The 16199-nt window shown below is 55.6% G+C and carries 12 protein-coding genes; 2 read left to right on the forward strand and 10 right to left on the reverse strand.

The genetic code is table 11. From position 1 onward, the window contains the following. Positions 1-21 precede the first annotated feature (21 nt). The 9 genes from DS878_RS14125 to DS878_RS14165 form a co-directional block, all read right to left on the reverse strand. Positions 22-606, reverse strand: a complete 585-nt coding sequence (locus DS878_RS14125) for a gamma-glutamylcyclotransferase (RefSeq protein WP_113816550.1) — start codon at positions 604-606, stop codon at positions 22-24. A 22-nt stretch (positions 607-628) separates the two neighbouring features. Beyond that, positions 629-1252 carry a MarC family protein gene (locus tag DS878_RS14130; RefSeq protein ID WP_113816551.1) on the reverse strand — a complete coding sequence of 208 codons (624 nt, stop codon included), beginning with the start codon at positions 1250-1252 and terminating at the stop codon, positions 629-631. 89 nt (positions 1253-1341) lie between these two features. Next, the gene (locus tag DS878_RS14135) at positions 1342-2325 is read right to left on the reverse strand and encodes a transglutaminase N-terminal domain-containing protein (protein WP_113816552.1); all 984 of its coding nucleotides are present in this window, start codon (positions 2323-2325) and stop codon (positions 1342-1344) included. A 10-nt stretch (positions 2326-2335) separates the two neighbouring features. Further along, positions 2336-4840: a circularly permuted type 2 ATP-grasp protein gene (locus tag DS878_RS14140; RefSeq protein WP_113816553.1), complete on the reverse strand. Its 2505-nt coding sequence runs from the start codon at positions 4838-4840 to the stop codon at positions 2336-2338. A 92-nt stretch (positions 4841-4932) separates the two neighbouring features. Further along, the gene (locus tag DS878_RS14145; RefSeq protein ID WP_113816554.1) at positions 4933-8256 is read right to left on the reverse strand and encodes a DUF2126 domain-containing protein; all 3324 of its coding nucleotides are present in this window, start codon (positions 8254-8256) and stop codon (positions 4933-4935) included. A gap of 35 nt (positions 8257-8291) precedes the next feature. Next, a complete protein-coding gene (locus tag DS878_RS14150; protein WP_113816555.1) occupies positions 8292-9230 on the reverse strand; it encodes an alpha-E domain-containing protein in 939 nt (312 codons plus the stop codon). A 1-nt stretch (position 9231) separates the two neighbouring features. After that, positions 9232-10692, reverse strand: a complete 1461-nt coding sequence (locus DS878_RS14155; protein WP_113816725.1) for a circularly permuted type 2 ATP-grasp protein — start codon at positions 10690-10692, stop codon at positions 9232-9234. A gap of 55 nt (positions 10693-10747) precedes the next feature. After that, positions 10748-11809 carry a putative zinc-binding metallopeptidase gene (locus tag DS878_RS14160; protein WP_113816556.1) on the reverse strand — a complete coding sequence of 354 codons (1062 nt, stop codon included), beginning with the start codon at positions 11807-11809 and terminating at the stop codon, positions 10748-10750. A gap of 242 nt (positions 11810-12051) precedes the next feature. Next, positions 12052-13164, reverse strand: coding sequence for an NADH:flavin oxidoreductase (locus DS878_RS14165; protein WP_113816557.1), 1113 nt, complete (start codon positions 13162-13164; stop codon positions 12052-12054). A 137-nt stretch (positions 13165-13301) separates the two neighbouring features. On the opposite strand from DS878_RS14165, the gene DS878_RS14170 reads away from it, so the two are divergent. After that, on the forward strand, positions 13302-13775 hold the full coding sequence (locus DS878_RS14170; RefSeq protein ID WP_113816558.1) for a winged helix-turn-helix transcriptional regulator: 474 nt from the start codon (positions 13302-13304) through the stop codon (positions 13773-13775). Positions 13776-13926: 151 nt separating this feature from the next. Then, positions 13927-14640, forward strand: coding sequence for an OmpW/AlkL family protein (locus DS878_RS14175; protein ID WP_113816559.1), 714 nt, complete (start codon positions 13927-13929; stop codon positions 14638-14640). A gap of 173 nt (positions 14641-14813) precedes the next feature. Here DS878_RS14175 and DS878_RS14180 read toward each other — a convergent pair whose 3' ends face one another. Further along, entirely contained in the window at positions 14814-16130 is a 1317-nt protein-coding gene (locus DS878_RS14180) for a DEAD/DEAH box helicase (RefSeq protein WP_113816560.1), read from the reverse strand. Positions 16131-16199 lie beyond the last annotated feature (69 nt).

The raw sequence follows: 16199 nt of genomic DNA on the forward strand, positions 1-16199 counted from the left end.
AAACCACGTCTCCTTGACACTCTAGTGGCCGGAAATGTCTTTTTTCGCGGTACACCGGAGGTGGGATTCGATGGAAAAGGTATGTGGACAATCCGCCCCAAGTGCCCTTAACGACTCTGCAAGCCTATAAAGATACTCCGCATTGGTGCCGCTGGGCCCCGAAGCAGAGGCAATCTGGCGGGCAATATCGGCATCCGGCGCATGACCAAGGAAGGCTTCGTTGTCTTCAGTGGCAATGTAGACCAGGCCCTTGGCCTGACCGCCCTCGCCGAAGGTCAGGGTAGTATCCAGGCGCAGATAACCGTTCTTCTCCCGAACATCCAGATGTTCAAACACATCGGGCGACACTCTGAACGCCATGCCTTTGCAGACAGCTCCGGGCTGTTCAATCAGAGTTACAACCCTCCCCGGAGCTTCCGGAGTGCCCCTGTGGTCGTGAGACCCCTGCCAGAAACGACGGGTCCAGCCTTCGATAAAAGCAGGACGCTGCTCCAGGAATGGGAAGTCCACCTTGTATATCAGCGAGCCATAACCAAACAGCCAGATCGACTCGATGCCGGAGAAATCATAGCGCTGTCGATTAAGCTCAGTAGTATCGGCAGACATTGCTACTCCTGGAACGCAAAATTCAGATATTGGCAATAAACCCGGTGATGCCGGTCAGTACGATTTCGGCAGCCATGGCCGAGAGAATAAGACCGCTGATCTTGGAAAGGATATTCAGGCCGGTTTTACCCAGCACCGTTTCCAGATACCCCGACAACCGCAGCAAGACTGCAAGAATCAACAGGCTCGACACCAGACCCAGCAGGCCTCCGGCAACTTCCGATGCTCTCTTGAGTTCCGCACCGTAGACCAGAATAGCACCGATCGTAGCAGGGCCAATCATTACCGGAACAGCCAGTGGCACGACAGCAATATCATCGCGCTCTTCGTCGGGCAGGCCCGTCGCATGGTTGCGGGTGCCGTTGGTGACCAGACTGATAGCCGTCAGAAACAGCAATGTGCCGGCACCAATCCGGAAGGAATTCAGGGTGATGCCAATGATGCTGAACAGCAGCGGCCCGGCGAAAAACAGGATAATACCCATGATAGCCGCCGCGATGCAGGCCCGACGGATAACGAAAGCCTTCTCGGATGCCGACAAGCCCCTGGTCAGAGCCAGAAACATGGTCACCACAAAAAACGGCGCCAGCAGGAATAAAAAACGGATGGTGCTGCTGATGTAAGTTGAGAAAAAGGCTTCAAGCATCGCGGGTAATCCAGAGTTCAAAGAAAGCCGCTAAGCATAGCCTGCCACAACATTCTCCGCCGTAAGGAAGTGGACGTATGAAGCGCTTTTTAACCCGGGTCCATGGCACTGCTGGGCGGAGATATGGACAGATGATCCAGATAGGTTTCGCCGTCACCGTACAGCGAAGCGAACTCTTCCTCAGGCACAACTGTGACGGCTATCTCCGGTTCATGCTCTCCGCCGCCAAGCAATACACCCCGCATAGGAGTGATGTCTGAAAAGTCCCGACCCCACCCCAAAGTGATATGTTCCAGACCTGGCCACAGGGCATTGGTGGGGTCCAGTTCAAGCCAGCCATATTCCGGCACAAAAACCGCTACCCAGGCATGGGTGGCATCGGCTCCGACCAGTCGTTTTTTGCCCTCAGGCGGATGTGTGAGTATGTACCCGCTCATATAGCGCGCAGCCAGACCTATAGATCTCAGGCAGGCAATCATGATGTGAGAGAAATCCTGGCATACGCCACGACGTGCCTGAAACGCCTCTTCCACCGGAGTGAAGGTTTCGGTTGCCGACGGATCAAAACTGAAATCGCGATGAATCTGCTTCATCAGGGCATCAGCCGCCTCAATCAGAGGCCTCCCTGGCAGGAAGGACTCACGGGCATACGCCGCATACCGGGAATCAATGGGAACGTTGGGGGAAACGAACCGAAAGGCAGTCGCCTCCAGATGCTCCGGCGAGAATTTCCGGTCTGCACGATACCTGAGGCTGTCACGAACGCTCTCCCAGGCCACTTTCGTAGCATCTACGGAAGGCTTAGGACGATCGCGCAGCTCTACCCAGAACTCGCTGGTTATCTTCAGATAATCGTGGTCGGCGGTGAAATGAATCGCCGTAATCCGGTTTCCGAAACTGTCCAGAAACGTGCGTTGTACCGAGGGTTCGGGGGCGATGGCGAGGTGGTGCTCGAGGTTTTTCTGCCACGGCAAAGCCCGCGGAGTAAGCCGAAGCAGGTGGTGGGATTCGCCCACCACCTGACCGTACTCGTACAGGGTCTCATGACGCACATGGTAGTGAACAAATGTCATGACAGCCGCCTCAATGCGGTTTCACAGATCGGTTTGAAAACCGGGTATGAATAAAACACTGCCTCTGGATTTCGTCAGAAACACGATAGACCTCAGAGCGCACGTCTTCCAACAGTTTGCCCAGGGCTTCACAAGGTTCGTCGGTGTCCTTGCACTCAAACGGATGCATGTCCACTGCCTTCAGCCTTTCCATACATTCACCAAGATCCGGTGGAAACAGCTGACCGGTTTTCCGCCCCATTTCAGGCAGATCCTTCTGTAACTGCCGGATCTGGAACATTACCGAATGCGGGTTGCTGGCGTCCATCACCAGGGTGTGGAGAACTCCCAGAATCTCGGGCGTCCGACGGTACCGGGTACGGTAAGTCACTTCCGAATTCGCCACCTCCAGCAACCATTCAAGCATGGCATTACGGCTGAACCTGTCACTGAACAGCGGCACGCAGATCAAGGTGCACAGATTGGCCAGGCGTTCCAGACGCCGGCCAATTACCAGAAAAACCCAACTCGCATCACGGGTAATATCATCCATAGCGAATCCGGCCAGCGAGATACAGTCCAGAAGCACCAGGTTCAGGGCCCGGATTGACTGGTCCGGAGTGGCTGGCGGTGGGGTCAGCGGCTTACCTACACGGTTGAGCGTATGCCAGTTGTCAGATGATAACCTGTCCCTGACCTGGCTGGCATTTAACAGCAGAGCCTGAAGAATCGAGGCGATCGACCCCGGGAGCTCAGGATCACTGACGGCTTTGAGTAACATTTCTGGCAAGGGTTCCGGCACTTCGTCCGGCTCAGCTTCACGAAGTGTACCGAACTGTTCCGCCGCCGTCTGCAGCCCATGAAGCGCGTATTCTCCGGCCTGGTCATGGCCGGACAAGCGATTGAATGCCGCACGTAGCAGGCGGGCAGTGGCCTCCGCCCTCTCCGAATGCCGCCCCATCCAGAACAGGTTTTCACCAACACGGGAAGGTGTGTCCCGCTCTCCCTCAAGTAAATCGGAAACCTGAAGCCGCTTCTTGATAAGGGATTTTGAGTGGGTGGTGTAACGGGCTTTCACCCAGGTATCTTTGGAAAGCCCTCCCCGTTGCATGGAGATGACTTCGACGCCTTCATCGACCGCTACCCGGGTCAGCCCCCCCGGCATGACCTGCCAGCCGGAGGGCGTGGCTGCAGCAAACAGGCGTAAGCCTATGGACCGGGCTGCCAACGGGCGATTGCGATCACCCTGCCAGACCGGCGCCTGGGAGAGATGCACCAGTTCCTGTCCTACAAATGCATGAGGATGTGCGTGCATTTTCCGGATTAGGGCATCACGCTCCGCGCCCTTCACCTGATAGCCAAAAACCGGCTCCATACGCATGCTTGCGAAAGCCGGCTTGACCACCAGCTCATCCAGATGTTCGATAACATAATCAAGGGCCGGTTTTTCTCCGCACCACCACGACGCCACCGACGGCATGGCCAGCGATGAACCCAGTAATTTTTTCGAAATCTGGGGCAAAAAGCCGAACAGCGCAGCACTCTCCAGAACCCCGGAGCCAAGTGCGTTTGCCATGAGCACCTTGCCTGCCCGCACTGCCCCCAGAAGGCCTGGAATACCCAGAACGGAATCCGCGCGAAGCTCCAGAGGGTCACAGAAACCATCATCCAGCCGGCGATAAATGGCATGCACCCGCCTGAGGCCCTGAAGCGTCTTCAGGTAAACCGTATCGTCACGTACGGTCAGATCCCGCCCTTCCACCAATGGCAATCCAAGATATCGCGCCAGGAAGACGTGCTCAAAATAGGTCTCGTTGAACCGGCCCGGGGTCAATAGAACACACAAGGGTGATTCCGTCCCGGCTGGTGACATGCTTGCCAGGCTGTTCTGGAATCCCTGGAAAAAATCCGACAGGTTGGTCACCGGCAGGTTATGAAAGGGTGCCGGAAAAGCACGGGAAATCACCAACCGGTTCTGCAGCGCGTAGCCGGCACCCGATGGTGCCTGGGTACGATCTGCCATAACCCACCAACCACCGTCCGGGGCCCGCGCCAGATCCAGTGCGTAAAGATGCAGAAACCGGCCGCCAGCCGGCTGAATCCCCTGACAAGGCCATTGGAAACCTGCCTGTCCATATACAAGGGCGGGGGGCAGAAGCCCCTCTTTTAACAACCTCTGGGAGCCATAAAGATCTGCGAGTACCCGGTCCAGCAGTTCTGCCCGCTGGATTACAGCGCTGGAAAGCCAGCGCCATTCCTCGGCGCCCAGCACCAGAGGCAGAAGATCTACCTCCCATGGCCGGGCGTCTCCGCGAGGATCTTCGTATACGTTGTAGGTAACACCATCTTCAGCGATGGCGTCAGCAACGGCCTGTGCCCTCTGGTTCAGCCCGTCAACCGACTCAAGATTGAGCTGCTGCAGCAAGGGGCGCCAGTGCGGTTTCGGCCCGGAGCCCTTGTAACCCAGCTCATCAAACCGATCAGGCACCGGGTCGTACTGGCGGAGAATGTCCGTTACTGCGTGTTGCTTCGCCACCTGTTTTCAGACTCCATTGGATCAGTGAGCCAGAAGCATAGCCGTATTGGGGTATCCGGAGCCAGTACCAAACCCTAAGAGTCGCATTATCCTTACGCCTCAGTACCGTCATCTTGCTTGTGATATCGCAGGTCCAGAGTAAACGGGAACTCCCGGTGTTTCCGCACAGGGCGCAGTGGCTGCCGCCCGGAGCTGTGCCCCATCCGGAAAAAACGAGCCATACGCCGGCCTTCTGCTTCGAATGAATTGACTGGCAGAGTTTCGAAATTGCGACCACCGGGATGAGTCACATGATATTCGCAACCACCCAGGCTGCGCTCGTTCCAGGTATCGATCACATCAAACGTCAGCGGACCATCCACACCAATTGTCGGGTGCATGCACTGAGCCGGCTGCCAGGCCCTGTAACGCACACCTGCGACAAATTCACCCTGGGTTCCCGTCGGCTGCAAGGGTAAGGGGACTTCATTGCAGGTAATCTGGTAACGATCCGGCGCAGCACCGCGAACTTTCACCTGTAAACGTTCCAGCGAGGAATCCACATAACGCGCAGTCCCCCCAATCGCCCCGTGCTCGCCAGTCACGTGCCATGGCTCAAGAGCCGACCGCAACTCAAGTACAATGCCCTCTACCTCGTAATCGCCGATTCGGGGGAAACGGAATTCGAAATGAGGGGCAAACCATTCGCTCTTGAGGGGGTAACCATGCGCCTTCATATCGCCGATCACATCCTCGAAATCCTGCCACACAAAGTGCGGAAGAAGGAACCGGTCATGCAGCTCTGTACCCCAACGCACCAGCCTGGGCGGCGTATAAGGCTGCTCCCAGAAGCGAGCCACCAGCGCCCGCAATAACAGTTGCTGGGTCAGGCTCATCCGTGCATGGGGAGGCATTTCAAACGCCCGCAACTCCAGCAGCCCAAGGCGACCAGCCGGGCCATCCGGGGAGTAGAGCTTGTCGATACAGAACTCGGCCCTATGGGTATTCCCGGTGACATCCGTCAACAGATCCCGGAGCAACCGGTCTACCAGCCAGGGTGCGACTTTCTTGCCAACAGGGCAAAGCCGTTCCATCTCGCGGAAGGCCAGTTCCATCTCGAATACCTGATCGTTCCGGGCCTCATCAATTCGCGGTGCCTGGGAGCTGGGGCCGATGAAAAGACCTGAAAACAGGTAGGACAGGCTTGGGTGGTTATGCCAATAGCTGATCAGGCTACGCAACAGATCCGGCCGCCGTAAAAACGGTGAATCCTCAGCTTTACCTGCACCCAGTACGAAGTGGTTGCCACCGCCGGTGCCTGTGTGGCGACCATCCATCATGAACTTTTCAGAGGTCAGCCGGCATTCATAGGCATCTGCGTATAGTGTTTCGGTTTGCTCAACCAGTTCATCCCAGGTATGCACAGGCTGAACATTCACCTCAATCACCCCCGGATCTGGCGTTATCCGGAACTGACTAATGCGGGGGTCGGAAGGGGGTTCATAGCCCTCCAGCAACACTGGCTGTTTAAGGCCGGCTGCCGTTTTTTCAATCGCCGCAACCAGTTCAAGGTAGGGCTCAAGTTCCTCCAGAGGGGGCATGAATATGCGAAGGATCCCGTCACGGGGCTCCACACACAGTGCAGTTCTGACAATGTCGGCCGCTGATTTGCCTTTCGCCGGGGGCTTGGGTTCCGGTACTGACTGACCCGCTTGCCCCCGGCTGTTCCATTGTCGGATTTCCTCATTTTTCGGCAGCTCACTACGGGAAGCAAAAGGATCCTGCTCATGTATCCAGGGGTAATCAGTTTCTTCTACCCATGGCTGGCTATCGAGTGGCAAGCGGTGGCCCATGGGAGAGCCTCCCGGAATCAGGTAGCAACGCTGGCTGCGCAAAAACCAGGGACCACTCTGCCATTGGTGTTCGTCTTCGGTTATACGCAACGGGAGTACGTAGCCAACAGGCTCATCCAGCCCCCGACTGAATATCTGCTGTAATTGCTGGCGCTCCAGAGGATTGTCGAGCTTGGAATCAAACGGATCAACGTTGACCGGAAGACGGCGCTCCCGCCAGAGGTAATAAAAAGCGTCCTCAAAAGCCGGGAAAATCTGACCGGCATCAACGCCTAACTGTTTTGCCAGGCCCTGAAGAAAGCGCTGTGCGGCCTCAGGTGTAACCTTGCCGGCTTTTCGTTCATCCGCCAGCCAACGCTCATCCTGCCAGACGGGCTCTCCGTCTTTGCGCCAGAAGCAGTTCAACGACCATCGGGGAAGAGGCTCCCCCGGATACCACTTGCCCTGCCCGAAATGGACGAGCCCGCCAGTACCATAACGGTCTTTCATGCGGTGATAGAGCTCTATTGCTTTCAGTCGCTTGGTCGGCCCCACCGCTTCAGTATTCCACTCTGGCTCGTCACGGTCGTGGTTCGCCACAAAGGTGGGTTCGCCGCCCTGGGTCAGGCGCACATCCAACTCCTTCAGCCGCTGATCCACGTCATGGCCGAGCCCGACAATCTGCTCCCACTGGGCATCGGTGTAGGGTTTTGTAACCCGCGGTGCCTCCCAGATGCGGGTAACACTCATCTGGTGATCGAATTCCACATCGCAGGGTTCTGCCATGCCGGTGACGGGAGCGGCAGACGATGGCTCCGGACTGCAAGCCAGCGGAATATGGCCCTCCCCGGCAAACAGTCCAGACGTAGCATCCAGGCCAACCCAGCCTGCACCGGGCAAGAAGACCTCACACCAGGCGTGCAGATCGGTAAAATCGGCATCCGGCCCCGAAGGACCGTCCAGGGATTTCTGATCCGCCGTAAGCTGAATCAGGTAGCCGGACACGAACCTCGCAGCCAGACCAAGATGTCGGAGTGTCTGAACCAACAACCAGGCGGAATCCCGGCAGGATCCCGAGCCATTCCTCAAGGTCTCTTCCGGCGTCTGCACACCAGGCTCCATCCGGATCAGATAATCAACACGCTCGGAAAGACGTTGATTCAGGCCCACAAGGAAATCCACACTGGGCGCTTCTGTGCGGTCGATTGAGGCCATCCATTCCCGGAACCTGGGAGTTTCTGGCAGTTGCTGTAAGTAAGGCGCCAGCTCAGCTGTCTGCCAGTCCTCATAGGTGAAGGGGATGGTTTCTGCCCGGGGTTCAAGGAAGAAATCAAACGGATTGATCACCGCCATTTCAGCCACAAGATCAACAACGATCCTGAATTCGTCGGTTTTCTCCGGAAACACCAGGCGGGCCAGATAGTTGGCTTGCGGATCCTGTTGCCAGTTGAGGAAGTGATCCGCTGGCTCAACCTTCAGTGAGTAACTCAGTATCCGGGTCCGCGCGTGCGGACAGGGTCTTAGACGAATGACCTGAGGCCCCAGTTCAATGGGGCGCTCGTATCGATAGTGAGTGGTATGGCTTAGTGCTACATGGATTGACATGGAACCTATCTCGCGGTCAAAGGTAAAAGGTGACCTCAGGCTGCCTCATAGGCAGGGAACCAGGTCTTAGCTATATCATCGTGAAGCTCACCGATCTCCAACTGCAGGTTCTCCAGAAAGAGAATAACTTGTTCTTTCCGGATCAACACCTCGACATCGCCTTCACGAACATGACGAACCGCTTGCAGCGCGGTTCGCAAAGGTATCTCGTTCAATGGCAAACGACCGAGAGCGCTGGCAACCTCGGTAAGGCTGTGAACAACGGAGCGGGGAAATGGCTCGTTCTGCAACAGAAAATGGATAACCAACGGCCCGTTGACGCCACGCCGAACGTTGTGCCGGTACATCTGGAACGCGCTCTGATTGCGCAGAACGCTGGTCCACAGAAGACCTCCGTAGGATTCGGTTCCGTCCCAGCCATCCAGAAACTGCAGTGCCCCCACCTCGATCTGGCGAGTGCCCATATCGGCCCGCTCCAGATTGCGTCCTACCCGAATAAAATCATATCCCGCATCATGGCTCATACACCCTGCGAGAAGCCCATTGAGCATCTGGCAGCGGCCAACTATTTCGTTCAGAAATTCATGCCGCGCCCGCTTTCCAATGCCCTGCTCCAGGTTGTCCAGTGTGTACCGGTAAAGTTCGTTGATAACTTCCCAGGCATCCGTGGGCACCTGATCACGAGTGGTACGCACATTCTCCCGGGCAGCCTTGATGCAGGACGCGATTGAACTCGGATTGTAGTTGTCAGCCATCAGAAACTTCACACAATTGCGCTCATCCTGCCGCTGGTAATGCTGATCAAACAGCTCTTCCATACCCGTGACAGCAACAAGATCCTTCCAGGACAGGCGTGTTTCCCTGGGCATATCCATCGCCATAGAGTTAAAGGCCATAATCATCCGGGCATTGTTTTCTGCCCGCTCAAGATACCTGGCCATCCAGTACAGTCGTTCAGCTACACGTGACAGCACATTAATTCTCCTCGTCTACAATCCAGGTGTCCTTACTTCCTCCACCCTGGGAGGAGTTAACCACCAGGGAGCCTTTGCGCATCGCCACCCGGGTCAGCCCTCCGGAAGTCACATAAGTCCTTACGCCCTGCAGCACAAAGGGCCTTAGATCCAGATGGCGTGGGGCCAGGCCCTCGTCGCAGAGCGTGGGAGCAACGGACAGGCTCAACGTGGGTTGAGCAATGTAGTTACGCGGGTTCTTTTTGATCAGGGCAGCAAACTCTGCCCGCTGTTTCTTCGTTGAATGCGGTCCTACCAGCATGCCGTATCCACCGGATTCGTTCGCCGGTTTTACCACCAGTTCCTCAAGGTGCTCCAGCACATACTCCCGATCCTGCTTGTTGACACACATCCAGGTGGGAACATTGGGAATGATCGGTTCCTCATCCAGGTAATAACGGATCATGTCCGGTACGAACGCATAAATGACCTTGTCATCCGCAACACCTGCTCCGGGTGCATTGGCCAGGGCAACCTTGCCGTTGCGCCAGGCTCGCATCAGGCCGGGTACACCCAGGGTAGAATCCGAACGGAAAACTTCCGGGTCCAGAAAGTCATCATCAATACGCCGGTAGATAACATCTACGCGCTCCAGTCCCTCGACTGTGCGCATGTAGACACAATCATCATCACCAACCACTAGGTCTGCGCCCTCCACCAGCTCAGCACCCATACGCTGGGCAAGGAACGAATGTTCGAAATAAGCGGAATTGAAGATACCGGGCGTCAGTACAGCAATTTTCGGATTATCCTGGGGCCGGGGCGATATGGATGCGAGCATGTCGAACAACTGGTTGGTGTAGTCGTCCACGGGAAGGATACTGGTGTTATCAAACAGCTCCGGGAATACCCGCTTGGTCAGCTGCCGGTTCTCGAGCATATAGGAGACACCGGAGGGCACCCGCAGGTTGTCCTCCAGAACATAAACCGTACCGTCCTTATCGCGAACCAGATCCGACCCGCAAATGTGAGCCCAAACCCCCAGTGGTGGTGAAAACCCCCGGCACTGTTCGCGGAAGTTCTTGGAATTGGCAAATACATACTTGGGAATTACCTTGTCCTTGACGATCTTCTGTTCGTTGTAGATATCATCAATGAACATGTTGAGGGCAGTAATACGTTGAGCGAGCCCCTCTTCAATGGTTTTCCACTCCCGCAGGGAAATAACCCGGGGAATGATGTCAAAGGGCCAGGCCCGATCTATATTTTCTCCCTCACTGTAGATAGTGAAGCTTATTCCCATCTCCAGTATCGCCAGCTCAGCCGCCTGCTGACGAGCCTGAATCTCGTCCGAGCCAAGGTTTCCAAGGTAATCAGTAATGGCGGTTGCAGCTGGCCGGGGCTGCCCTTTGGCGGCAATCAGTTCGTCAAAGAACTCGCCTGGATCGTAATTTTTCCAGTCAATGAGTTTGGTCTTTTTCATCTTGGGTCCTTTCATTGCTGACTGCATAAACCAATGTGCCTCATCTGTGGCTGCGTTACCCACCATTTACTATGCGGTGTACCAGCCGGAGTTTCTCCACCACCGGATCCGCCAGCACGAAGGGATAAGCATATTCATGTCCCATACTCCGGTTCAGGCTGTTAAGTGCAAGCGTCAGGGGCAGCCAGTGCTTGATCAGCCCATCAAAATCGTGAGCCCTGTATGGATCAAATCCGTACTCTGGCCCACCATTCGCTCCTGACTCCTGGCTGGCGTTCACGCGTAATCCGAATTGCCAGGCAGTCTCCAGTGTATCCACCATATGCAGGTAGTGTGCCCAAGTCTCTGCCCAGTCTTCCCAGGCGTGGCTGCTGGCATATGCGCTGATGTAGTGATTTTGCCAATCGGCCGGCGGGCCATACTGGTAATGCTGGTCGAGTGCCTGTTTGTAGTCTCTGGTGTCATCGCCAAATACATCCCGAACACTGCTCAGCCATGGGCCAGACCGGACCAGCAGATCCCAGTAGTAATGGCCGGACTCATGGCGAAAATGCCCCAAAACAGTGCGATATGGTTCAGCCATCTGGCTTCGCATACGCTCCCGCTCCACCGGATCAGCCTCAGCAATATTCAGGGTAATAACGCCGTGTGAATGGCCGGTCATCACCTTCGCACGCTCGTCAAACATGGCTGGCTGATCCGCAAGAAAATCGAAAGCCAGGCCTAGCTGATTCTCCTGCAGGGGTTCGCATGGCAGCCCCAGACGCAACAGCGAATATACCAACCGGCGTTTCTCTCTCTCCAGGCGCACCCACAAATCATGATTCCGGGGGACGCTGAGGTCAGGGATCGTGCGATTAAGACGGCAAGCAACACAGAACGCATGTGAATCAGTGAGCGGCACCAGCCAGTTACATGCACCCTGATTCTGGTAATTGCCACAGAGCCGGTACCGATTGCCACTGGCAACTTCTCCCCAGGTGTCACCACCCTTCGGATCAACAGCCAATAGTTCCATGACATCGGGTGCGAACCCAACGTTCGCCCCGCAGGTAGTGCAGCGACTATTCTCGAAGTAAAGCAGACTGGCGCATCGGCCACAGTGAAACAGCTTCATCAGAGCACATCCTTGGCCGGTATTAAGAAGAACCGTGTTTTCAGTATTGGCGATACCGGCAAAAACGCAACCTCAGGCTTCCTCGTGGCTGAAACCCGGGCCTGTCAGCATACCCCCGTGCGGGCAGTCTGGAAGGAAAGTCTGGCGGTGATTCTAAAAAAAGGAGCAACAGGAAGGGAGCCCCGCTGCGGCACCCGGAGCTCCCGGATACCGCATCGGAGAAGAAATATTTCCGCGTCGGATCAGTACAGTGTAGTGAGAGATTTACGGGCGAAATCCTCTACCTCGTCAAGCCGCCCTTCCTTCACTTTGGTGAGCCACTCGGGATCCTGAAGAAGAGCGCGACCCACCGCAATCAACTCAAACTCATGGTTGCTCATGCGCTCTACCAACTCGTCAATGCCTGACCGCTCCACCGACTCTTGCTTGCTTGCCATGGTGCCGCTGATGAAATCTTCCGTCAGGCCTACGCTTCCAACCGACATAGCAGGCTTGCCAGACAACTTCTGAGTCCAGCCTGCAAGGTTGAGGCTGGAACCCTCAAACTCCGGCTCCCAGAAGCGGCGGGTTGAGGCGTGAAAAATATCTACACCGGCGTCAACCAGAGGCTTGAGGAACTGTTCAAGCTCTTCCGGGCTGTTCACCAGTTTCGCGTCATAATCCTGCTGTTTCCACTGAGAAAAACGAAGCATAACGGGAAACTCGGGGCCCACGCGATGACGAATCGCTTCCACAATCTCAACCACGAAGCGCAGGCGGTTTTCCATGCTGCCACCATACTCATCATCACGCTGATTCGTCCCTTCCCACAGGAACTGATCAAGCAGATAGCCGTGGGCACCATGAATCTCGACACCGTCAAAACCCAGAACTTTTGCATCCTGCGCAGCATCGGCGAAGGCCTTGACAACATCCTGAATGTCTTCTTTGCTCATCGCCTTACCGTTTGGTTTGCCGGGAGCAAACAGACCTGACGGGCTGTAACCGGGAACAGAAGGATCAGGATCTACCCCTTCCTTGCGCACCGCGCCCACGTGCCAGAGCTGAGGAAAGATGGCACCGCCTGCTTCATGCACTGCATCCACGACTTTCTTCCAGCCGGCCAGAGCCTCGTCACCATGAAACGCAGGGACATTGGGATAACCATTGGCAGCGGGATGGTTTACAGTCGTGCCTTCGGTAATGATCAGCCCCACACCTGCCTCGGCTCTGCGACGGTAATAGGCAGCCACATCTTCACCAGGAACACCTTTTGGCGAGAAATTACGGGTCATGGGCGCCATGGCAACGCGATTACGAAGGGTAAGATTGTGAACCTCGAAAGGCTCGAAAATGGGGCCAAGATTCATGGTCATCCGTCACTACTCCCTGAAAAATCAGTACTGAATGAAGCAAGCGTAGCGCGCCGGCAGCTACCTCACCAATTTGGTTTCTTTAAGCAACTCTATTTAATCTGGTTTTAGGATGCAACCTTATTCTGTACACTTGCATCATGGCCAGAAAACGTTTTGACGACTCCAATTGCTCCGTCGCCCGCGCCCTGAATCAGGTGGGAGACTGGTGGTCGCTGCTGATTGTGCTGCAGTCCATGTACGGCACCCGACGTTTCGTGGATTTTCAGCAGGAACTGGGCATAGCCAAAAACATACTGTGTAATCGCCTGACCCGGCTTGTGGAAAACGGCGTGCTGAAAAAAGTGGACGTTGGCGAGCACGGTTCCCGCTTCGAATACCGGCTTACCGAAAAAGGTCGTGATCTTTTCCCCGTAGTTATTGCCCTGCGCCAGTGGGGCGACAAATGGAACCCTGCGCCTGATGATGAAGCACCGCTTGATCTGCGTGACCGGGCAACAGGACAGCCTATCCCGCCTGTTCAGGTACATAACGCTATCGGCGAGCCCCTCACTGTGAGGGATGTATTCGTACCTGACACACCCCCTCCAGGCAGCAAAAAAGATCCAGCCTGACAATCAGCACAACTACGTTTAAAGCCTGTTTCTTGAGTTGCGTCAATCAGCCGCATGAACACCACCAACCCGCCGGCGATATTTGAGCTATGTCAAGTTCCAGAATTCCAGGGCCTTTAACCTTAGCGCAACAATGATTAAGGAGATAAATATGTCCCGTACTTTCAAACTCAGCGTTATGGCAGCTGCCGTTATGGCCGTAGCGCCAGCCGCACAGGCTTTCGAGGCCGGTGATTTCATCCTGCGTGCAGGTGCTGTGCATGTGGCTCCGGATGATTCGAGTGACTCAATTACTGTTGGTGGCGCACCACTTCTGGGCGCTGGTGTTGATTCTCAGGTTACCGTAGACACCAACACCCAACTCGGCCTGCGTGCCACCTACATGCTCACCAGCAATTTCGGTATTGGCGTTCTGGGCGCAACACCGTTCAAACACAACATCAATGGTGGCGGAGACCTTCCAACCAGCCTGAAACTTGGTGAAACCAAACACCTGCCACCAACGTTGACACTGCAGTACTTCCCGATGCATAGCTCATCGGCGTTGCAGCCTTATGTTGGCGTGGGCGTGAACTACACGACTTTCTTTGAAGAGAAAACAACCGCAGCCCTGAACGGCGCTATTGGTGCGCCTGCCAGTGAGCTTGAACTGGATGACAGCGTTGGTGTCGCAGTAGAACTGGGTATGGATTACATGCTGAGTGAAAACTTTGGCCTGAACGCAGCCATCTGGTGGGCAGATATCAATACCGATGCCACCGTAAAGGTCTACGATGGTGCCGGTAACTACCTTGCAGAAACCGACGAATTTGAAGTCGAAATCGACCCGATGGTTTACATGGTAGGTTTCACTTACAAGTTCTGATTACCGTATACCGGCAACCTCATGATTCATGGGTAGCCGGAGCGCGCGTTCTTTAAAAAGGGGCTTATCAGCCCCTTTTTTGATCGTCTGGTTCCTGCTTTCCCGTATTCAGAAACAATAATGCGGAGCCGAAGCTCCGCATTATTTAATCAGTTACCTGAAGCCTTTCGGCTCTAGGCACTCTGGCTCTGGCCAGAGCGGCCACGCTGGCCATTGCCGTTCTGACTGCGGCCTCCGCTGCGCCCGCCGGGCTTATCACCAAAACTGCGCGGCTTGCCACCGGGCCGGCCATTTCCGCCACCGTTGCGATTGCGCGCTTTGCTGGGATCCGCTTTGGCTTTGGGCTTGAGCGGCAGATTGTTCTTTGGCTCAAAACCTTCCACTTCTTTACGCGGCAGCTGTTTCTTGATCAGCCTCTCAATACCTGCCAGCAGCTTGCCTTCATCGGCACTCACCAGTGACAGAGCATGACCGCTCTCGCCTGCACGACCGGTCCGGCCGATGCGGTGTACGTAGTCTTCCGGCACGTTTGGCAGCTCAAAGTTCACCACCTGGGGCAGCTGTTTGATGTCCAGACCACGAGCTGCGATATCGGTAGCAACCAGAACGCGGACAGCGCCCCGTTTGAACTCGGCCAGTGCGCGGGTGCGAGCGCCCTGGGATTTGTTGCCGTGGATTGCCGCGGCCGTAATACCGTCTTTTTCCAGCTTCTGGGTCAGGCGGTTAGCCCCGTGTTTGGTACGGGTAAACACCAGCACCTGTTCCCAGCTGTTATCACGCACCAGCTTGCTAAGCAAAGCCGTTTTCTGGCTCTGATCAACTGCATAAACCGACTGTTTCACTTTCTCTGCCGTCGTATTCCTGGCTGCAACTTCCACCTGTACCGGGTTATTCAGCAGGCCTTGGGCAAGGGTACGGATTTCTCCGGAGAAGGTAGCTGAAAACAGCAGGTTCTGACGCTTGGCCGGCAACAGTGCCAGGATTTTCCTGATATCGCGGATAAAGCCCATGTCCAGCATGCGGTCGGCTTCATCCAGTACCAGGATTTCCACTTCGTTGAAGCGCACGGCATTCTGCTGATACAGATCCATCAGGCGTCCTGGTGTTGCCACCAGCACATCAAGACCCTTGCGAAGCTTCATCATCTGCGGATTGATTTTCACACCACCAAAAACCACTGCGGCCTTGGTAGGAACGTATTTGCTGTACAGGTTTACGCTGTCATGAACCTGCGCCGCCAGTTCACGGGTAGGGGTCAGAATCAGTGCGCGCGGGCCTTTGCCCGTACGGGGATTCTCAGCCAGACGCTGCAACAATGGCAGCGTAAAACCAGCGGTTTTACCTGTGCCCGTCTGGGCTGCAGCCATAACATCCTTACCGGAAAGTACGGCAGGAATAGCCTGAAGCTGAATGGGAGACGGGGTTTCATAACCCTGGTCGGTAGTTGCACGGACCAGCTGCTCGGACAAACCGAGTGAAGAAAAACTCATATATGATTAACTCTTGATTGTTCTGCCTCAACGAACACCATTCTCGGCGAATGCGGGCAGATGCCATGA

It is taken from the genome of Marinobacter sp. F3R11 (assembly GCF_003318275.1).
Taxonomy (GTDB): domain Bacteria; phylum Pseudomonadota; class Gammaproteobacteria; order Pseudomonadales; family Oleiphilaceae; genus Marinobacter.